The following is an 18,338-nucleotide window of genomic DNA, read 5'->3' as shown; positions in this document are numbered from 1 at the left end:
AACACCGACTTTGATATAGCGACTGCCTTGCGGCGGAACAATGAAACGCCGCCGCGATGGTCTGCCGCAGGCGGGTAACAAGAGCCCCATTGGGGCGAAACTGAGGACAATATCGATGAAAGCTCCCCGACGACGGCAAGGCCCGCGCGAGACGACGCCGAGGCGGATAGATTATTCCCGATATTCGCTGACTTCGACCAAATTGCTGTCCGGATCGCGGAAATAGACCGACATCATCTTACCGCGGGCGCCGATGCGCTCGACCGGACCGACTTCGATGGCAACGCCATTGGCTTCCAGACGGGCGCAAATCTCGGCAAGCGGCCTTGCGGCGACCAGGCAGAAATCGCCGGAGCCAGGCATCGGCACCTTGGCCTTGGGCTCAAAGGTGCGGCCCACCTGATGCAGATTGATCTTCTGCGATCCGAACAGCAACGCCGTCGGCCGGTTCGGCTCGTCGAGGCGCTTGAGGCCAAGCACCCGCTGGTAGAAGGCGCAGCTGTCCTCCACAGAGCGGACCGTCAGCACGAAATGATCGATGCCGGCGATCATGGTGATGTCCCCTAGATGTTGCGGCTTCCTGGCTTAACGGCGGGAATGGCGGCAAGTTCCGGCGGCAGGCGGTCGGCGGGATAAGCCGGGACCTCGTATTCGGCAAGCGCGATCAGCGGCACGCCGACATTGGTCTTGCCGGCCGAGCGGTCGATGATGCAGGCCGCCGCCACCACCTCGGCGCCAATCGCGCGCAGGCAGTCGATGGTTTCGCGGATCGAGAGACCAGTGGTGACGATGTCCTCCACGATGACGACGCGCGATCCCGGCGCGATCTCGAAGCGGCGCAGCCTGAACTCGCCGCCTTCGCGCTCCACCCAGATTGCTGGCACACCGAGATGGCGCGACGTCTCATAGGCCGGGATCAGGCCGCCGATCGCCGGGCCGACGACGTAGTCGATCTTGCCCGGCACCGCCTTGCGGATCTTTTCGGCCAGCGCCTTGCAAAGCCGCTCGGTCTTGTCGGCATGCATGAAGACGCGCGCCTTCTGCAGGAAGACCGGGCTGCGCAGACCCGACGTCAGGATGAAATGTCCCTCCAGAACAGCGCCCGCCTCGCGGAAAATGCCCAGAACTTCGTCGGTATTCATAACTCGCCCCATGTCCATGGTGAATGGTGAATGGTGAATGGTGAATGGTAGTGAGAGCGCCTTCTTTCACTATTCACTATTCACTATTCACTATTCACCCATTCACACGCCGCGCATCGCTGACGCTCGAATTATCCTTGAGCTGCGACAGCAGCCGGTTGAGGTGCTTCAGATCCCAGACTTCGAGATCGATCAGCATTTCGGTGAAGTCGGGCGCGGTGCGCACCATCGACAGCGTATGAATGTTGGCGTCGTTGGAGGCAACGACCTGGGCGATGTCGGCGAGCGAGCCCGGCGCGTTGATGGCGGTAACCGAGACGCGCGCCGGAAAGCGCTCCTTGGTCTGCTCGTCAATGTCCCAGCGCACGTCGATCCAGCGCTCCGGCTGGTCGTCGAAGGCCTGCAGCGCCGGCGACTGGATGGGATAGATGGTGATGCCGGTGCCCGGCTGGACGATGCCGACGATGCGGTCGCCAGGCACGGCCCCTTCCGGCGCGAAACGCACCGGCAGGTCGCCGCGCACGCCGCGGATCGGCACCGCGCCATCGCGCGGCTGGTCTTTGTCCTTGCGCGCGGCTCGGGTGCCGGGCATCTGGAACAGCATGCCGGCGGCGTTGCGGATCTTCGACCAGCCCTCCTCGCGCTGCTTAGGGGCGCTGACGGTGACGCGCTCGTCCTTGTAGTCTGGGAAGACCGCCTTCATGACGTCGGTCGAGGCAAGTTCGCCGCGCCCGACCGAGGCCAGCACATCTTCGATGTCCTTGCGCGCCAGCCGGTGCAGCACCGGCTTCAGGCTTTCCTTGGTGAAGGTCTTGCCGGCGCGCTCGAAGGCGCGCTCGAGAATGCGGGCACCAAGACCTGAATATTGCTTGCGAATGGCGTTCTTGGTGGCGCGGCGGATGGCTGAACGCGCCTTGCCGGTGACCACCACCGACTCCCAAGCCGCTGGCGGCACTTGCGCCTTGGAGCGGATGATCTCGACCTCGTCGCCGTTTTTCAGTTCGGTCATTAGCGGCATGATGCGGCCGTTGACCTTGGCGCCGACGCAGGTATCGCCGACGTCGGTGTGCACGGCATAGGCGAAGTCGATGGGGGTGGCGCCGCGCGGCAGAGCGATCAGCATGCCTTTCGGCGTGAAGCAGAACACCTGGTCCTGGAACAGCTCCAGCTTGGTATTTTCGAGGAAGTCTTCCGGGTTGTCGCCTTCTGCCAGTTGCTCGATGGTGCGCCGCAGCCAGGCATAGGCGTTGGTCTCCTTCGAGATCGCATGGGCGGCGCCGTTCGTCTTGCCGCCGGTGTCCTTGTAGATCGAATGGGCGGCGACGCCATATTCGGCGATCTTGTTCATCTCGCGGGTACGGATCTGCAGTTCGACGCGCTGGCGCGAGGGGCCGACAATGGTGGTGTGGATCGAACGGTAGTCGTTCTGCTTGGGCGTCGAGATGTAATCCTTGAAGCGGCCAGGCACCATCGACCATGTGGTGTGGATGGCGCCGAGCGCGCGGTAACAGTCTTCGACGCTGTCGACGACGACGCGGAAGCCGAAGATGTCTGAGAGCTGCTCGAAGGACAGCGCCTTGGCCTCCATCTTGCGGAACACCGACCACGGCTTCTTCTGCCGGCTCTTCACGCCGGCGTTGATGGCATGCTTTTCGAACAGCGCCGACAGCGCCTTTTCGATGTCGGTCAGCACGCCCTTGTTGCGCTCGAATATCTCGGCAAGCCGCGCGGTGACGGCGCGATAGGCTTCCGGATTGATGAAGCGGAAGGCGATCTCTTCCAGCTCCTCACGCATGCCTTGCATGCCCATGCGCCCGGCGAGCGGCGCATAGATGTCCATCGTCTCCTCGGCGATGCGCAGGCGCTTGGCCTCGGGCATGTGGTCGAGGGTGCGCATGTTGTGCAGACGGTCGGCGAGCTTGACCAGCAGAACGCGGACATCCTCCGAGATGGCCAGCAACAGCTTGCGCAGGTTTTCCGCCTGCTCGGCCTTCTTGGAGACGAGATCGAGCTTCTTCAGCTTGGTCAGGCCTTCGACCAGCTTGCCCATTTCGGGGCCGAACAGATCGTCGATCTCGGCCCGCGTCGCGGTGGTGTCCTCGATCGTGTCATGCAGCAAGGCGACGGCGATCGTCGCCTCGTCCATGTGCATTTCGGTGAGGATGGCGGCGACTTCGAGCGGATGCGAGAAATAGGGATCGCCGGAAGCGCGCTTCTGGTGGCCATGCTTCTGCATGGCGTAGACATAGGCCTTGTTGAGCAGCGCCTCGTTGACGTCAGGCTTGTAGCGCGCGACGCGCTCGACAAGCTCATACTGACGCATCATGGGCGGGTTCTCACGGTGCTGAAATGATTGATGCGCCGCACTGATGTACGGCGCATCTCATAGATAGCCACGAAACTCACGGGACGGAAGTGCCGGAACCATATTCCCGGCAGGTCCAGGGCAGCGATTAGTAGTCGTCGCTCTTTTCCGGGGGAACCAGGCCCTCGATGCCGGCCAAAAGGTCTTCCTCGGTCATGCGATCGAAGGTGACGTTTTCTTCGGCGTCGTCGGCATCGGTAGCTGCAACTGCGTTGCCGGTCTGGTCGGCGATCGCCTCGCCGTCGGCCTCGGGCTCGTCGACCTCGACGTGCTTCTGCAGCGAGTGGATCAGATCTTCCTTGAGGTCGTCGGGCGACAGCGTCTCGTCGGCGATCTCGCGCAGCGCTACGACCGGGTTCTTGTCGTTGTCGCGGGGCACGGTGATCGGCGCGCCCTGGCTGATCTGGCGGGCACGGTGGCCGGCGAGCAGCACGAGCTCGAAGCGGTTGTCGACCTTGTCGATGCAGTCTTCAACGGTTACGCGGGCCATTGATTGCCCCTTTCATGCCTGGATTTGATGGAAAACAGGCGCGGTCCATAACCCGAACGCCGCCAAAATACAAGCATTATGGCGCCGTGGCCCCATGGGCTGGCGAATGCCAGTCTCTGGCGCCGGTGAATGCCTTGCCGGCAAAGCCCGCCTACCGGCGACGACACGGCTCCGATCACAATTGCTTGCAGTGCGCCCCGGCACCCTTGGATTGCCGTAAAACTGGCGCTATCTCGGTTGACGAAAGGTCAGCCGGTTTATTTACGAGCCGACCGATATAACGACCCATTTCGATTAGTCCGCCACCTATTTCGAAAAAGGAATATTGCCATGTTCGACCCCCGTGAAAAAATCGCTCTTTTCATAGACGGCGCCAATCTCTACGCCACCTCGCGCGCACTCGGCTTCGACATAGACTACCGCAAACTGCTGTCCAGCTTCCAGAAGCGCGGCTATTTGCTGCGCGCCTATTACTACACCGCTCTGGTCGAGGATCAGGAATACTCTTCGATCCGCCCTTTGATCGACTGGCTCGACTACAATGGCTTCAAGGTGGTGACCAAGCCGGCCAAGGAATTCACCGACTCGACCGGCCGCCGCAAGATCAAGGGCAATATGGACATCGAACTGACCGTCGATGCGCTCGAACTTGCCGATGTTGTCGACCACTATGTCATCTTCTCCGGCGACGGCGACTTCCGCACACTGGTCGAAGCGCTGCAGCGGCGCGGCCGCAAGGTCTCGATCGTCTCCACCATGGCCTCGCAACCACCGATGATCTCGGACGATCTGCGCCGCCAGGCCGACCATTTCATCGATTTGACCTCGCTGAAGAACGAGGTCGGCCGCGATCCCTCCGAACGGCCGGTGCGCAGGCCCGAGCCGGCCGAAGTCGAAGAGGAAGACTATTGACGGCGGCGGCCTTGGACGCCGCTCCCGAACCCGACCGCGACTGCCCGCTCTGCCCGCGCCTGCATGATTTCATCGCAGACTGGCGGCAGCGCGAGCCGTCGTGGTTCAATGCGCCGGTGCCGACTTTCCTGCCGCCTGATGGCGAGGACGCCGTCGAGCTGCTGATCGTCGGGCTGGCGCCCGGCCTGCGCGGCGCCAACCGCACCGGGCGACCGTTCACCGGCGACTATGCCGGCGACCTGCTCTACTCAACGATGATCGCTCACGGTCTTGCCCGCGGCGAGTTCAAGGCGCGGCCGGATGACGGGCTCGAACTGATCGGCACCGCGATCACCAATGCGGTGCGCTGCGTGCCGCCGGAGAACAAGCCGGTCGGCGCCGAGATATCCACTTGCCGCAGCTTTCTGGTGCCGACGATCGCGCGCTTTCCAAAATTGCGCGCCGTGCTGGCGCTGGGCTCGATCGCCCACCAGTCGACCGTCAGGGCGCTCGGTCAGCGCGTCGCTGCCTATCCGTTCAAGCACGGCGGTCGGTTGCCGGCCGGCGGCGTCACGCTGTTTTCCAGCTATCATTGCTCGCGCTACAACACCAACACCGGTGTCTTGACGGAGACGATGTTCGTCAAGGTTTTCAGCGACATCGCTGAGTTCCTGCGCAATTAACGCCTTCAGAACCCCGCCAGCACGATCTTGCCCCTGGCCTTGCCCGGGCGCAGAACATGACTAAGCTTGCCGAGAGGCAGGCATGACGAGACAGGCGCTCTCCAAAGCCTTGAGCGGCGACGGGAACCCGGAATTTGCGACAATCATGAAAATCCCGGAAGCGCTCGGTCTGAACCTGACCTTCGTTAGCGCGCAGACTGGCCGGAACGCTGGGTAGGGCCGATCAGCGCCGCGATGTTTGGTTCCAATCTCGCGCCGGTCGAGCACGCCAGGTCAAGGCGCGGCAAACAACTCAGCCAGCTTCTCCTGCCCGCCCTTCAGCACATTCAGATCGACATCGCCGACGATGCCGTCGACGCGGCCCATATTGTGGTACTGCCAGTAGATCCAGTCGTTGCGACCTGGCTCCAGGAGCAACGAGCGACGCCAGAGCGGGCGAACGTCGATTTTCCCGGCATAGGCGTCCTCGGCCTCGTCGGTCAGGTAGATGATCGCCGGCTTGCCGAACGCAGCTTCAACCGGTCCGAGGAAGGCCTGGAGTTCCGCGCTCAGCTGCTCCGGCGACGGGCGTTGCGGGCAGTTGCCGCCGAATTCGATGTCGACGACCGGCGGCAGCAGCGGCTGGTCGTGCGGCACCACCGCGATGAAATTTTTCGCCTGGTCGGCGCCCGGCCGGCAGAAGGTGAAGAAGTGATAGGCGCCGACAGCGAGGCCGGCCGCGCGCGCCTCGCGCAGGTTTTTGGCGAAGGCATCGTCGACATGGTCGCCGCCCTCGGTCGCCTTGATGACCGCGAAGGCGACATCGTCGGCGGCAACGCGCCGCCAGTCGATCTCACCCTGATGATGGGAAACGTCGATACCCCTGACCGGATAGCTGTCACGATCCGGCGAGAAGGTCCGGAAATAGAAGATGCCGCCTGCGACGACGATGCCGGCGAAGACCAGACTGGCCGCACCCCAGAGGATGATCCGGTTCTTCAAGCCTTCCCCCGTCGTGTTTTGCTGTTGCAGCTGTTCGAAACTTGAAAGCCGATGTCTGGCTTTTCTGGGGCTGCCTGAGATTCTAGCCGCGTTCCTTCATGAGCCGGCCCTTTTCGCGCGACCAGTCGCGCTGCTTTTCGCTCTCGCGCTTGTCGTGCAGTTTCTTGCCGCGGCCGACGGCGAGCAGCAGCTTGGCACGGCCCTGGTCGTTGAAGTAGATTTTGAGCGGCACCAGCGTCATGCCTTCGCGGTCGATGCTCTGCGCCAGTTTTGCCATCTCGCGCTTGTTGAGCAGCAGCTTGCGGCGCCGCCTGGGCTCGTGGTTGAAGCGGTTGGCCTGCAGATATTCCGGCAGATAGGAGTTGATCAGCCAGATCTCGCCGCCCTCGACCGAGGCGTAGCTGTCCTGGATGTTGGCCTGACCCTGGCGCAACGACTTGACCTCGGTGCCGGTCAGCACAAGGCCGGCCTCGACCGTGTCGAGCACCTCATAGGAAAACCGCGCCTTGCGGTTTTCCGCAACGGTCTTGTTGTTGGGATCGGCTTTTCTGACCTGGTTCATGATGCGGAGAGGTGGCGCCTCATCCTTAATTTATCAAGCCGGCGTGTTTCATCGCCGCATCGATCTTCTCGGCGGTCGACGCCTCGATGGTCACCAGCGGCGAGCGCACCACGTTCTCGACCTTGCCAATTTTCGACAGCGCGTATTTGACGCCGCACAGGCCGGGCTCGAGGAAGATCGCCTTGTGCAGCGGCAGCAGACGGTCCTGCAATTCCAGCGCCTTGGCGCTGTCACCGGACAATGTGGCTTCCTGGAATTCGGCGCACAGCCGCGGCGCGACATTCGACGTCACCGAGATGCAGCCGACGCCGCCATGGGCGTTGAAGCCGAGCGCCGAGGCATCCTCCCCTGAAAGCTGGATGAAATCCTTGCCGCAGGTGGCGCGCTGTTCGGACACGCGCTCGACCTTGCCGGTGGCATCCTTGACGCCGACGATGTTCTTGAAGTCGTGCGCCAGCCTGCCCATCGTCTCCGGCATCATGTCGATCACCGAGCGCGGCGGGATGTTGTAGATGATGATCGGCAGCTTGGTCGCCCTGGCGACGGCGGCGAAATGCTCGTACAAGCCGCGCTGTGTTGGCTTGTTGTAATAAGGCGTGACCACCAGAGCGGCGTCGGCGCCCGCCTGCTCGGCATATTGCACCAGACCGACCGCTTCAGCGGTGTTGTTTGAGCCGGCGCCGGCGACGACCGGAGCGCGGCCCTTGGCCACCTCGATGCAGACCTTGACGACATGGCGATGCTCGTCATGCGACAGCGTCGGCGACTCGCCGGTGGTGCCGACCGGGACGAGGCCCGTCGTGCCCTCGCCAAGTTGCCATTCGACGAAGGCGCGAAAGGCTTTCTCGTCGAAACGCCCGCTCTTTTCGAACGGTGTCACGAGCGCAGTAAGCGAGCCTCTCAGCATGTCGTCCAACTCCTTGGAACTTGTTTGTTTATGCATGTCGTCGTCCCAAAACCGGTTCCCACTTTTGGGCGACTGCATCGGGCGCCTTCTAGCCGAAAGCGAAGCCGCGCACCATAGTCTCGACACTGTTGCGCGGCAAGCATGCCGATGGTGCCAGCAAGCGCAATTCGAAGGGCCTCGATAACCCTTTGTTTACGGGCTCTTCACGACCTAAGTCTAGGCTCTCGGGCACCTGGGCTTGCCATCTAAAGTGCCGCAACAGGGAAAGATCAGGATCATGCCGGCCAGTCGGCCACTCCGCTTCATATTGCTTGGCGCCGTTGCCCTGCTGATAGTGGGAACGGCGGCAAACGAGAGCGTCGACGAGCAGACGACCTCATCGATCCCGATGCCTGACATGCAAGATGGAGCGCAGACCGATGCGCCCTCCGCCAATATCGCCGTGTTGAAAGGCAGTCTCGACGCGTTGGCGACCGGCGATATCGCCGCGGCACGAGCGGTGCGCGAAACATTGCCGGCCAGTTCGCTGGACCGCCATATCCTGGCCTGGGCAATCGCGCTCTATGGCGGCGACCGTGTGCCGAGCAGCGAGATTGCCGATACCGCAAAGATGCTGCCGAACTGGCCGGGCACCATGGCCTTGCGCAAGAACAGCGAGCGCGCGCTCTACCGCGAAAACCCCTCGCCGCAGACCGTGGTGAAAGCCTTTGACGGCAGCCAGCCGCTGACCTTTCAAGGCGTGGTCATCCTTGCCCGCTCCTATAGAGCTCTTGGCAACACCAAGGCGGCGCTTTCCGTGCTGTCGCCGTTCTGGCGCACCGAGAAGCTGGAAGCCAGGGACGAGGTGGCCGTCATCAAGGAGTTTGGCGCCATCATTCCGGCTGCCGACCATCGTTTCCGCATGGAGCGGATGTTTTATGCCGACCGGGAGAATTCGGCGCTGCGGGTCGCAACCCTTGCCGGCGCGCAACCGCTGGCCGATGCCTGGGCCGCCGCCTCGCGTGGCGACAAGAACGCGACCAAGCTGTTGAAAGCAGTGCCTGCCGCGCAGCAATCGGCCGGCTATTTCTTCGCGCAAGCCGAATATCTGCGCAAGCAGCGGAAGTTTGCAGACGCCGCCGCGGTGATGATGAAAGCGCCAACGAACCGCGACGCGCTGGTCGATCCCGATACCTGGTGGGTCGAGCGCCGCGTGCTGTCGCGCGCACTGGTCGACCAGGGCGACTGGAAGACCGCCTACAAGATCGTTGCCGCGCACGCCGCCGAAAGTCCCGCCAGCGCCGCCGAGGCTGAATTCCACGCCGGCTGGTATGCGCTGCGAGGCCTCAACGATCCTGCGACGGCCTCGACCCATTTTGCCCGCATCGCCGATCTCGCGCAGGGACCGATGTCGCTGTCACGCGCCTATTACTGGCTTGGCCGCGCGGCGGAAGCCGGCGGTCCCGGCAATGCGAAGGATTATTTCACCAAGGCGGCAGCCTATGGCACCACTTTCTACGGGCAGCTGGCGGCGGAACGGGTTGGCTTGCGCACGCTGAACATCGTCTATCCCGAGCCAAGCACTGACGACCGCCAAAGCTTTGACGGCCGCGAAGCCGTCAGCGCCATCAAGCGGCTGCAGGAGGCGGGCTACGACCGCTATGCCGAGACGCTTTACCGCGACCTCGCCGGGCAGTTGACCAGCCCCGGCGAGCTGGCGCTGCTTGCGGTGCTGGCGGAAAAGCAGGGCAATCATTTCATGGCGCTGAAGATCGGCAAGATCGCCGGCGCGCGCGGCATCGATGTCGGCGCGCTGTCGCATCCGCTGGGCGTCATTCCCGACACCGCCGACATATCCGGCTCGGGCAAGGCGCTGGCCTATGCGATCGCCCGCCAGGAAAGCGAATTCAATGTCGGCGCCGTCTCCAGCGCCGGCGCGCGCGGCCTGCTGCAGCTGATGCCGGGCACCGCCAAGCAATTGGCGAAGAAGGCAGGACTGAGCTTTTCCCAGGATCGGCTGACCAGCGATGCCGGCTACAATGCGACGTTGGGGGCTGCCTTCCTCGGCGAGCAGCTCGACCGCTTCGGCGGCTCCTATGTGCTGACCTTCGCCGGCTACAATGCCGGCCCCAACCGCGCCAGCCAATGGGTAGCCAAGTACGGCGACCCGCGCGGCAAGGGCATCGACGCCGTCGTCGACTGGATCGAGCGGATTCCCTACACCGAAACAAGAAGTTACGTGCAGCGCGTGATGGAGAATTACGAGGTCTACAAGATGCGTATTTCGGGGAAGTACGACATCGTTGGGGATTTGGTGAACGGGCGGGGTTGAGGCGGCAGAGCTGTCGCCATGGGCAGACGTTGGCGATCCTTCGCGCCCCCCTCTGGCCTGCCGGCCATCTCCCCCACGAGTGGGGAGATCAGCTGTCGTTGCCGATTTCGCCAATCTCCAACGTCGAAGGAAGGGCGTAGCGCCTGAACCGCCAATCTCCCCCCTCGTGGGGGAGATGTCCGGCAGGACAGAGGAGGGCGACATTTCCAAGAGTGTCAGCTTGCCGACAACCCTCGATTTGACCGCTCCCACCCTCGCCTGTAGCAGACGGAGACAATCCGGCCAGGGAGTCCTTTTAATATGTCGAGCACCGACGGCTTTTCCGATTTCTTCTACACAGCGCCGGACGGCCTCAGACTTCACGCTCGCATCTACGGTGAGACAAACTCGGGAACCTGGCCGGTGGTCTGCCTGCCTGGACTGACCCGCAACGCGCGCGACTTTCATGAGTTGGCGCTTTATTTGTCACAGCGGGCCGACAATCCGCGCAAGGTCATCGCCTTCGACTACCGTGGCCGCGGCCAGTCCGCTTACGACCCTGACATCGGCCACTACAATGTCGGCATCGAGGCCGGCGATGTCCTCGCCGGACTGGCCGCTCTGAACGTCGAGGAAGCGGCCTTTATCGGCACATCGCGCGGCGGGCTGATCATCCACGTGCTCGGCCCGCTGCGGCCAGCCGCGCTGAAAGCCATTGTGCTGAACGACATCGGACCGGTGATCGAGGCCGCGGGGCTCGCCCATATCCAAACCTATCTCGACCCGGCACCGAAACCGAAGAGCCGCGCTGAGGCGATCGATGCGCAACGCGTCGCGCACGGCGCGGATTTTCCCGCTCTGACCGAGGGGGATTGGGAGCGGATGGTGTCGGCCCTCTACCGCGAGACGGACGAAGGCCTCCTGCTGCCGGATTTCGACACGCAGCTGGTCGAGACGGTGGCGGGCCTCGACCTCAGCAAGCCGTTGCCGGATCTGTGGCCGCTGTTCGAGGCGCTGGCGGCGATACCTTTGCTTGCCATTCGCGGCGCCAACTCGAAACTCTTGTCGGCCGACACACTCGACGAGATGCAAAAGCGTCATCCCGGCATGGAAGCGACCACCGTCGAGGGCCAGGGTCATGCCCCCTTCCTGGAGACAGGCAATTTGCCGGGCGCTATCGCGGCTTTCCTGGATGAAGCGGAATGTTTGGATAGGATAAGTAAACCCCAAGATCAAATCTGATCCTGGGGTTGTCGTGGCAGTATATGAAAGCCTTGGGTAACTATTTGGCTTTCGAGCTTTTCCGGGGCGCCTTGGGTGCCTTCGCCGCTGCCGTTTTGCTTTTTTGAGCAGGCGCTGGCACTGAGGCCGTGGTCAGCGGCGATGCGAAGGCCGAGCTTTTTCCATCGCCGGACAGCCCTTCGCCGCGTGGTGTCTCCAGCACGACGACGCAGCCGTCGAGATCGTTGGTGGCCAGATGTGCGTAGCGCATGGTCATCGAAAGCGTCTGGTGGCCAAGCCACATCTGCACGCGGCGGATGTCGATGCCGCCCTGGACCAGACGTGAGGCGCAGGTGTGACGCAAGATGTGCGGCACCACCTGGTCGTCGGCGCCGAGACCGACTTCAGCCTTGGCATCGTTCCAGATGGCGCGAAACTGTGCCTGGCTGAGTTTGGTGAACGGGCCCTTGGGCCGGCGGCCCTCTGACGGGGGCAGTTTGATGACCTCCTTGACCCGCTCGGTCATCGGGATGGTGCGGCTGCGGCCGGATTTGGTGATCCAGAACGAGACGCGGTGTTCCTGGATGTCGTTCCAGATCAGTCCGAGCGCCTCGCCGAGACGGCATCCGGTGTCCACGAGAAAGCATGAAAGACGGTAGGCATCCTCGCTGCGGGTCCTGATGGCGGCGAACAGCCTTGCTTCTTCGTCCCTTTCGAGGAAACGTATCCGTCCCGCCCGCTCCTTCTGGCGGCGGAACTCGGGCAGGCTGTGGATATCCCCCATCTTGTAAGCCTTGCGCAGCAGTTTGCTGAGGGCAGCCATCTTTCGATTGATGGTTGCGTTGCTGTTGCCGCGCTGGCGCAAGGTGCCGATAAGGTTGTCAAGGGTGCTCTGGTCGAAGGCGCTGAACCGTTCTCCGAGGAGAATCTCGTCTATTTCGCCGATGAAGGAGCTGACATTGTACTTATGTCGCCCATCATCCCAGAGTATGTCTCGGTATGCTGAAAAAAGCTCTCCGACCCGGTGCGACTTTACTTCTCTGATCTTGTTGTAGCTGTATTTTATCTTCGCATTTTGAGAAGAGAACATTGAGAAATGTTCGGAGGGGTCGCCCTCTTGTATCGCGTCGATGGTCATAAATTGCCACACCCCCGAGTGGATAGAGTCAGACCTACCCGCTTGGAAGCGTCCTTTCAAGAGATTTAATCACGCAGTTGTGAATTCATCCGCCCATCAGCGGATCCCACGAACTCACCCTACGGACTGTTCAGCTGCCGATTCCCCCTGTTCCTTCTGCTTGCCTTGTTCCAGTCACGAAACAAAAACAGCCCGGGCGTAGATGCGCCCGGGCTGGTATTCACTTGCCTAAAGCCAGACCTTAGAACGAGCGCTGGAAGCGGAGCATGCCGCCGATGGCGTCGTCGCCATCAGTAATACCGGTCCAGTTGTGGTTCGTGCCAAGGGTATCGACCTCATCGATCTTGCCTGCATTGACGTAGTCAACTTCGGCAGTGATCGTGAACCCGGGAACGACGTCGTAGGCGATGTTGGCTGCGATGCCGAGGTTTTCACCTTCGTCATACGAAACCTGAGCGTTGAACGAGGTCTTCTCGTTGATGGTGTAGGTGCCACCACCCCAGACTGCCCAGTTGCCATCCCACGGCTTGTAGAAGCCGCGGCCGCCGGCCGGGAACGCGTAGCCCGTATCCGTCAGGTTGTCGTCGGTGCCGTAGCCGCCCATGATGAAGAGCGACAGGTTCTGCATCGGGGTGATGTCCAAACGAACCTTGCCGGAGACTTCTTCATAGTTGCTGTCGTAAGCGATGACGCCGGTGATGGCGCCCCAGCCCTGCGTGTACTTCAAGCCGCCGACGACATGCGGAACGTAGCTGTCGATCGTGCCCACGCCGTAGGAACCGGGAGTACCGCCGCCCGCGCCTTCTTCGAGCGAGATCACGGCCGAGAAGCCGTTGCCCGCATCGAAATAGTACTGGATGACGTTGGTGTCGAAATCGCCGTAGGGAACCAGCGTATCCTGAATGACGTTGCCGGCGTAGCCGATGAACGTGTTGAAGGCCGATTCGTCCTTACCGACGCGCAGGCCACCGAGCTGGATCCAGGCGAAGTTCAGCGAGACAGTGTCGCCGTTGCCAGCAGCATTGGGCGAGCCAAAGAGGGGGCCGGCTCCGTCCGGATCGAAGCCCGAATCACGGTTGTTGTTCTGGAAGTTGAAGCGGGTCTCGGTGTAGGTCTTCAAGGTGCCGAGCTCGGTTTCCTGGCCGGTCCAGGTCTTCAGCGAGAAACGGGCGTGCTTGAACCAGGTGTCGTTGCTGCCACCGTCCTCAACGTCGGCAGACGTCGCACCGTCGAACGAGCCGACGTCGCCGGCGCCGATATCGTAGCGGATATAGCCGCCGATGCGCAGGCAGGTTTCGGTGCCGGGGATGTAGAAGTAGCCCGAGCCGTAAACGTCGCAAATCTTGACGTATTCAGCCGGTTCCGGCTCGGCGACGACGACGGCGTCGGCGGCGCGCGCACCGGAAACTGCGATCAGGGCCGCAGCGGAGCCGAGAAGAAGGCTCTTAATGTTCATTTTCTGACCTCCAGTCAAAAGTTAAAAAACGGGTCTGGGTATTCTTTGCTGAAGGACAGCGTTCCCTGCCCCATCCCCACTACCGAAAAAGATGCGCACCGCGCCGCTCCTTCGAAATTGACATTACCCATGAGGCGGCGGCGTTCAACCATGATCGTACCGGCAAAAGGGCTGTGCGGGTGCTATCCCCCGGCGTTGTTGCACAAATGACACGATTTGGCCTCAGTCAGAAAGCTCTCATTAACTATCGAAGGGCCCGGAAGCCTTGTCCAGCGCGCCGCATTGCGGCCGAATCCGGCGATCGCCGGCCGGAATTGCGGCGCTGCTGCCGACTCGCCGGCCAGGGAGCGGCCGCAGATTCGCCGCATGCAAAAGGCGGCGCTGCGGCCAAATCCGGAATTTTCAGAGATAATGGCGCCGGCTTGTTGATTGTGCCCGCGCTTTTCTTTATCCAGCGGCGCAACGGAGAGGTGGCCGAGTGGTCGAAGGCGCTCCCCTGCTAAGGGAGTAGAGGTCAAAAGCTTCTCGTGGGTTCGAATCCCATCCTCTCCGCCATCCTGCTTCGCTCTTCGAGCTTCGCAGGACAAACCCAACCCTCAGCGCGAAGCAGGATGGCGGAGAGGATGCCCTCCGAAGCCTTGGCGTAGGAGGGCCGGACCGTGTGGCGTGCTACGTGCCGCACAGCGTAAGCCCAAAGCATCCCTTGCAAAATTCGATTGGCAGTCCTGCTTCGCTCTTCGAGCTTCGCAGGACAAACCCAACCCTCAGCGCGAAGCAGGATGGCGGAGAGGATGCCCTCCGAAGCCCCGGCAAAGGAGAGCAGCTCATGTGGTATGTGTATCTCCTGGAGAGTGCGGCTGCCGAAGGCGAACGCTATATCAGCATAACGACGGACCTGAAACGACGGCTTGTCGAGCACAATGCGGGGAAATCCAGCCATACATCCAAGTTTCTGCCGTGGCGGATCGTCACCTATATGGCCTTTTCGAACCAGGCCAAGGCAGCTTCATTCGAGCGCTATCTCAAATCCGGTTCAGGGCATGCTTTCGCAAACAAGCGCCTGTGGTGATGGCCGCATCACCCGCAGCAAAGTCCATTTTTCAATAAACCTCAACAATAACAACTGATTACAGCGAAAACGCCTGTCGCCGGCTTCACTATCTTGTTCGATTCTGACTGGAGGTCAGAAAATGAACATTAAGAGCCTTCTCCTCGGCTCCGCTGCGGCCTTGATCGCAGTTTCCGGTGCGCGCGCCGCCGACGCCGTCGTCGTCGCCGAGCCGGAACCGGCTGAATACGTCAAGATCTGCGACGTCTACGGCGCCGGCTACTTCTACATTCCCGGCACCGAAACCTGCCTGCGCATTGGCGGCTATGTCCGTTACGACATCGGTGCCGGCGACGTCGGCTCGTTCGACGGTGCGAGGTCCTTCGACCATAAGGATGGCGACGAGCAGGATACCTTCTACAAGAACGCCCGTTTCACGCTGAAGACCTGGACCGGCCAGGAAACCGAACTCGGCACCTTGAAGACCTACACCGAGACCCGCTTCAACTTCGGCAACCGCAACGGCTACCCCTCGGCAGACGATCCGACGACCGAAGCAGACGAGTTCAACTCCAACCCTGCCGGCAACAAGAACGTTTCGCTGAACTTCGCCTGGATCCAGCTCGGTGGTCTGCGCGTCGGTAAAGACGAATCGGCCTTCGACACGTTCATCGGCTACGCCGGCAACGTCCTTCAGGATACGCTCGTTCCCTACGGCGACTTCGACACCAACGTCGTCCAGTACTACTTCGATGCGGGCAACGGCTTCTCGGCCGTCGTCTCTCTCGAAGAAGGCTCGGGCTTCGACACCATCGACAGCTACGTTCCGCATGTCGTCGGCGGCGTGAAGTACACGCAGGGCTGGGGCGCCATCACCGGCGTCGTCGCTTATGACAGCAACTATGAAGAAGTCGCCGGCAAGGTTCGGTTGGACATCACCCCGATGCAGAACCTGTCGCTGTTCATCATGGGCGGCTACGGCACCGACGACAATTTGACGGACTCGAGCTATGCGATCGACGCCGGCGGCCGCGGCTTCTACAAGCAGTGGGGCGGCAACTGGGCATTCTGGGGTGGCGGCACCTACACCATCAACGAGAAGACCTCGTTCAACGCCCAGGTCTCGTATGACGAATGGAAGAATCTCGGCGTCGCCGCCAACATCGCCTACGACGTTGTTCCCGGCTTCACGGTCACGGCCGAAGTCGACTACCTCAACGCAGGCAAGTTCGACGACGCCAACTTCTCCAACTTCACCAACGCCGACAAGAAGAGCAGCATTGGCGGCCTGCTGCGCTTCCAGCGCTCGTTCTAACAGGCTCTGACTGGCTCAAAATCGAACCCGGCGGGCAACCGCCGGGTTTTTCTTTTTGAAGCATCCGTCGCCATAGTCATTGGCTGCAGTGCTGGCCTTCAAAAGGTTGCCGCCTACCGGCAGTCAGGTCGTAGAGCGTGGCCACCCGCGCCGATTTCATCCCGGGCGTCATGGCCGCTATTTCCAGCCGCGCCAGAACTTGCGCCGTCCTATCGGGCACGCTAGCAAGAAGGCCCCTCTTCTCGTCGTGAGCCTTTGCCATGCGCCAGCGCCCTGCCCTCACGCCGCTTGTCGGCGCACTCCCCTCGACGGTGCCGTTTGTCGGCCCGGAGGCGCAGGAGCGCGAGCGCGGCCGCGCGTTTCGCGCCCGCATCGGCGCCAATGAGAGCAGTTTCGGGCCTTCACCGCGCGTTATCGCCCGCATGGAGAGCGTCGCGCGTGACCAGTGGATGTATTGCGATCCCGACAATTACGATCTGAAGCAGGCCACCGCCCGCCATCTCGGGGTCGGCGCCGAAAACGTCGTGGTCGGCGAAGGCATAGACGGGCTGCTCAGCCTGGTGGCGCGCATGTATGTCGCGCCGGGCGACGCAGTGGTCACCTCGCTCGGCGCCTATCCGACCTTCAACTTCCACATTGCCGGCGTCGGCGGCCGGCTGGTCACGGTGCCTTACGAGAACGACAAGGAAAGCCTGGACGGCCTGCTCAAGGCAGTCATCAAGGAGAAGGCGCCGCTGGTCTATCTCTCCAATCCGGACAATCCGATGGGCAGCTGGTGGGAAGCAGGAGATATCACCCGCTTCGTCGAAGCGTTGCCGGAAACCACCATGCTGGTGCTCGACGAGGCCTATGGCGAATTGGGGCCGGCCTCGGCGCTGCCGCCGATCGATGTCGCGCGGCCCAACGTCATCCGCATGCGCACCTTCTCCAAGGCATACGGGCTGGCCGGCATTCGCTGCGGCTATGCGGTGGCCGAGGCTGAGGTGATCCGCGATTTCGAGAAGATCCGCAACCATTACGGCGTCAGCCGCATGGCGCAGATCGCCGGCGTCGAGGCGCTGGCCGACCAGGACTGGCTGCACAGCGTGGTGGCGCGAGTTGCTGCCGGCCGCACACGTATAGCCGGGATTGCCGAGACGAACGGGCTGAAGCCGCTGCCATCGGCGACCAATTTCGTCACCATCGATTGCGGCAAGGACGGCGCCTTCGCGCTGAAAGTGCTGCAAAATCTTTTGTCGCGCGACGTGTTCATTCGCAAACCGATGGCGCCAGGGCTCGACCGTTGCATAAGGGTCAGCGTCGGCCTCGATCATGAGCTCGACATCTTTGCCGAGGAACTGCTCGGCGCGCTCGCCGCTGCGCGGGGAAATTAGCCCGGCCGATTGCCATCGCAACAGAGCCTGCCGAGGCCGCCAAGGCCAAAACAGAATCAGCCGCGACCCCGACTCCGTCGATCCAGCAGCAATCCGACACTCAAGCCTGTTGCTTTCGTCCGATTCCGCGCCAGTTTCTGTGCATGGGAGGCAACGATGGATGACCGGCAAAGGGCAGTGCAGGCGCGTGTGCATGGCAAGGTGCAAGGCGTCGGCTACCGGACGTGGGCGCGAGGCGAAGCGACAGGGCTTGGCCTCGTAGGTTGGGTACGCAATGAACGAGACGGCACCGTGACGGCCTGGATTGCCGGTGCCGATGCTGCGGTTTCCACAATGATCGAACGGCTCCGGCAAGGGCCAAGGGGAGCTTCGGTTTCGAAGGTCGAGACCGAGGAATTCGAACTCCTCGACGCGCCCATCGACTTTCGGATCATCGTCTAGACGGAACCACTTTATTGCCGCTTGAATTAATTGAA

At 62.1% G+C, this 18,338-nt stretch carries 18 protein-coding genes and 1 tRNA gene; 10 read left to right on the top strand and 9 right to left on the bottom strand.

The window, feature by feature from the left end; all coding sequences use genetic code 11:
• Positions 1 to 171: 171 nt before the first annotated feature.
• The 4 genes from NKH35_RS17585 to rpoZ form a co-directional block, all read right to left on the bottom strand.
• The gene (locus NKH35_RS17585) at positions 172 to 552 is read right to left on the bottom strand and encodes a VOC family protein (RefSeq protein WP_352915561.1); all 381 of its coding nucleotides are present in this window, start codon (positions 550 to 552) and stop codon (positions 172 to 174) included.
• Between the two features lie 11 nt (positions 553 to 563).
• On the bottom strand, positions 564 to 1,142 hold the full coding sequence (gene pyrE, locus NKH35_RS17580; RefSeq protein WP_023687283.1) for an orotate phosphoribosyltransferase: 579 nt from the start codon (positions 1,140 to 1,142) through the stop codon (positions 564 to 566).
• A 94-nt stretch (positions 1,143 to 1,236) separates the two neighbouring features.
• Positions 1,237 to 3,468 carry a RelA/SpoT family protein gene (locus NKH35_RS17575; protein ID WP_023670236.1) on the bottom strand — a complete coding sequence of 744 codons (2,232 nt, stop codon included), beginning with the start codon at positions 3,466 to 3,468 and terminating at the stop codon, positions 1,237 to 1,239.
• 127 nt (positions 3,469 to 3,595) lie between these two features.
• Entirely contained in the window at positions 3,596 to 3,997 is a 402-nt protein-coding gene (rpoZ, locus tag NKH35_RS17570; RefSeq protein ID WP_023670235.1) for a DNA-directed RNA polymerase subunit omega, read from the bottom strand.
• A 330-nt stretch (positions 3,998 to 4,327) separates the two neighbouring features.
• Between rpoZ and NKH35_RS17565 the strand changes: the two genes are divergently transcribed.
• The 3 genes from NKH35_RS17565 to NKH35_RS17555 all read left to right on the top strand — a co-directional run bounded on the left by NKH35_RS17565 (position 4,328) and on the right by NKH35_RS17555 (position 5,788).
• The gene (locus NKH35_RS17565) at positions 4,328 to 4,909 is read left to right on the top strand and encodes a LabA-like NYN domain-containing protein (RefSeq protein ID WP_023670234.1); all 582 of its coding nucleotides are present in this window, start codon (positions 4,328 to 4,330) and stop codon (positions 4,907 to 4,909) included.
• Entirely contained in the window at positions 4,906 to 5,571 is a 666-nt protein-coding gene (locus tag NKH35_RS17560) for a uracil-DNA glycosylase (RefSeq protein ID WP_352915558.1), read from the top strand. The genes NKH35_RS17565 and NKH35_RS17560 overlap by 4 nt, the downstream gene beginning before the upstream one ends.
• A gap of 82 nt (positions 5,572 to 5,653) precedes the next feature.
• On the top strand, positions 5,654 to 5,788 hold the full coding sequence (locus tag NKH35_RS17555; RefSeq protein WP_156935552.1) for a helix-turn-helix domain-containing protein: 135 nt from the start codon (positions 5,654 to 5,656) through the stop codon (positions 5,786 to 5,788).
• Between the two features lie 56 nt (positions 5,789 to 5,844).
• On the opposite strand, the gene NKH35_RS17550 is transcribed toward NKH35_RS17555, so the two are convergent.
• The 3 genes from NKH35_RS17550 to dapA form a co-directional block, all read right to left on the bottom strand.
• Complete coding sequence (locus NKH35_RS17550) at positions 5,845 to 6,552, bottom strand: glycoside hydrolase family 25 protein (RefSeq protein WP_352915555.1); 708 nt, start codon at positions 6,550 to 6,552, stop codon at positions 5,845 to 5,847.
• Positions 6,553 to 6,634: 82 nt separating this feature from the next.
• Positions 6,635 to 7,114: an SsrA-binding protein SmpB gene (gene smpB / locus NKH35_RS17545; RefSeq protein ID WP_023687280.1), complete on the bottom strand. Its 480-nt coding sequence runs from the start codon at positions 7,112 to 7,114 to the stop codon at positions 6,635 to 6,637.
• Between the two features lie 25 nt (positions 7,115 to 7,139).
• Entirely contained in the window at positions 7,140 to 8,021 is an 882-nt protein-coding gene (gene dapA, locus NKH35_RS17540) for a 4-hydroxy-tetrahydrodipicolinate synthase (RefSeq protein ID WP_023687279.1), read from the bottom strand.
• A gap of 277 nt (positions 8,022 to 8,298) precedes the next feature.
• On the opposite strand from dapA, the gene NKH35_RS17535 reads away from it, so the two are divergent.
• Both NKH35_RS17535 and NKH35_RS17530 read left to right on the top strand, forming a co-directional pair.
• Positions 8,299 to 10,332 carry a lytic transglycosylase domain-containing protein gene (locus tag NKH35_RS17535; protein ID WP_352915552.1) on the top strand — a complete coding sequence of 678 codons (2,034 nt, stop codon included), beginning with the start codon at positions 8,299 to 8,301 and terminating at the stop codon, positions 10,330 to 10,332.
• 300 nt (positions 10,333 to 10,632) lie between these two features.
• Complete coding sequence (locus NKH35_RS17530; RefSeq protein ID WP_352522268.1) at positions 10,633 to 11,553, top strand: alpha/beta fold hydrolase; 921 nt, start codon at positions 10,633 to 10,635, stop codon at positions 11,551 to 11,553.
• Positions 11,554 to 11,593: 40 nt separating this feature from the next.
• Here NKH35_RS17530 and NKH35_RS17525 read toward each other — a convergent pair whose 3' ends face one another.
• Together NKH35_RS17525 and NKH35_RS17520 are read right to left on the bottom strand one after the other, a co-directional pair.
• Positions 11,594 to 12,670 carry a tyrosine-type recombinase/integrase gene (locus tag NKH35_RS17525; RefSeq protein ID WP_352522269.1) on the bottom strand — a complete coding sequence of 359 codons (1,077 nt, stop codon included), beginning with the start codon at positions 12,668 to 12,670 and terminating at the stop codon, positions 11,594 to 11,596.
• 241 nt (positions 12,671 to 12,911) lie between these two features.
• Positions 12,912 to 14,126: a porin gene (locus tag NKH35_RS17520; RefSeq protein WP_023731410.1), complete on the bottom strand. Its 1,215-nt coding sequence runs from the start codon at positions 14,124 to 14,126 to the stop codon at positions 12,912 to 12,914.
• Between the two features lie 464 nt (positions 14,127 to 14,590).
• On the opposite strand from NKH35_RS17520, the gene NKH35_RS17515 reads away from it, so the two are divergent.
• The 5 genes from NKH35_RS17515 (at position 14,591) to NKH35_RS17495 (ending at position 18,303) form a co-directional block, all read left to right on the top strand.
• Positions 14,591 to 14,681: transfer RNA gene (locus NKH35_RS17515), tRNA-Ser, on the top strand.
• Positions 14,682 to 14,952: 271 nt separating this feature from the next.
• Complete coding sequence (locus tag NKH35_RS17510) at positions 14,953 to 15,195, top strand: GIY-YIG nuclease family protein (protein ID WP_352521909.1); 243 nt, start codon at positions 14,953 to 14,955, stop codon at positions 15,193 to 15,195.
• A gap of 121 nt (positions 15,196 to 15,316) precedes the next feature.
• Entirely contained in the window at positions 15,317 to 16,489 is a 1,173-nt protein-coding gene (locus tag NKH35_RS17505; protein WP_023684506.1) for a porin, read from the top strand.
• Between the two features lie 260 nt (positions 16,490 to 16,749).
• A complete protein-coding gene (locus tag NKH35_RS17500; protein WP_352744926.1) occupies positions 16,750 to 17,862 on the top strand; it encodes a pyridoxal phosphate-dependent aminotransferase in 1,113 nt (370 codons plus the stop codon).
• A gap of 156 nt (positions 17,863 to 18,018) precedes the next feature.
• Positions 18,019 to 18,303 carry an acylphosphatase gene (locus NKH35_RS17495; RefSeq protein WP_352915547.1) on the top strand — a complete coding sequence of 95 codons (285 nt, stop codon included), beginning with the start codon at positions 18,019 to 18,021 and terminating at the stop codon, positions 18,301 to 18,303.
• Positions 18,304 to 18,338 lie beyond the last annotated feature (35 nt).

This window comes from Mesorhizobium sp. M1143, assembly GCF_040318435.1.
In the GTDB taxonomy this organism is placed as follows: Bacteria; Pseudomonadota; Alphaproteobacteria; order Rhizobiales; family Rhizobiaceae; genus Mesorhizobium.
This window is presented reverse-complemented; position numbering and strand designations above follow the sequence as displayed.

Coding starts and splice junctions, on each gene's coding strand:
- NKH35_RS17555 (WP_156935552.1), top strand. CDS start 5,654: ATGACGAGACAGGCGCTCTCCAAAGCCTTGAGCGGCGACGGGAACCCG.
- smpB (WP_023687280.1), bottom strand. CDS start 7,114: ATGAACCAGGTCAGAAAAGCCGATCCCAACAACAAGACCGTTGCGGAA.
- NKH35_RS17575 (WP_023670236.1), bottom strand. CDS start 3,468: ATGATGCGTCAGTATGAGCTTGTCGAGCGCGTCGCGCGCTACAAGCCT.
- NKH35_RS17500 (WP_352744926.1), top strand. CDS start 16,750: ATGCGCCAGCGCCCTGCCCTCACGCCGCTTGTCGGCGCACTCCCCTCG.
- NKH35_RS17525 (WP_352522269.1), bottom strand. CDS start 12,670: ATGACCATCGACGCGATACAAGAGGGCGACCCCTCCGAACATTTCTCA.
- NKH35_RS17510 (WP_352521909.1), top strand. CDS start 14,953: ATGTGGTATGTGTATCTCCTGGAGAGTGCGGCTGCCGAAGGCGAACGC.
- NKH35_RS17535 (WP_352915552.1), top strand. CDS start 8,299: ATGCCGGCCAGTCGGCCACTCCGCTTCATATTGCTTGGCGCCGTTGCC.
- NKH35_RS17530 (WP_352522268.1), top strand. CDS start 10,633: ATGTCGAGCACCGACGGCTTTTCCGATTTCTTCTACACAGCGCCGGAC.
- NKH35_RS17520 (WP_023731410.1), bottom strand. CDS start 14,126: ATGAACATTAAGAGCCTTCTTCTCGGCTCCGCTGCGGCCCTGATCGCA.
- pyrE (WP_023687283.1), bottom strand. CDS start 1,142: ATGAATACCGACGAAGTTCTGGGCATTTTCCGCGAGGCGGGCGCTGTT.
- rpoZ (WP_023670235.1), bottom strand. CDS start 3,997: ATGGCCCGCGTAACCGTTGAAGACTGCATCGACAAGGTCGACAACCGC.
- NKH35_RS17565 (WP_023670234.1), top strand. CDS start 4,328: ATGTTCGACCCCCGTGAAAAAATCGCTCTTTTCATAGACGGCGCCAAT.
- dapA (WP_023687279.1), bottom strand. CDS start 8,021: ATGCTGAGAGGCTCGCTTACTGCGCTCGTGACACCGTTCGAAAAGAGC.
- NKH35_RS17505 (WP_023684506.1), top strand. CDS start 15,317: ATGAACATTAAGAGCCTTCTCCTCGGCTCCGCTGCGGCCTTGATCGCA.
- NKH35_RS17585 (WP_352915561.1), bottom strand. CDS start 552: ATGATCGCCGGCATCGATCATTTCGTGCTGACGGTCCGCTCTGTGGAG.
- NKH35_RS17495 (WP_352915547.1), top strand. CDS start 18,019: ATGGATGACCGGCAAAGGGCAGTGCAGGCGCGTGTGCATGGCAAGGTG.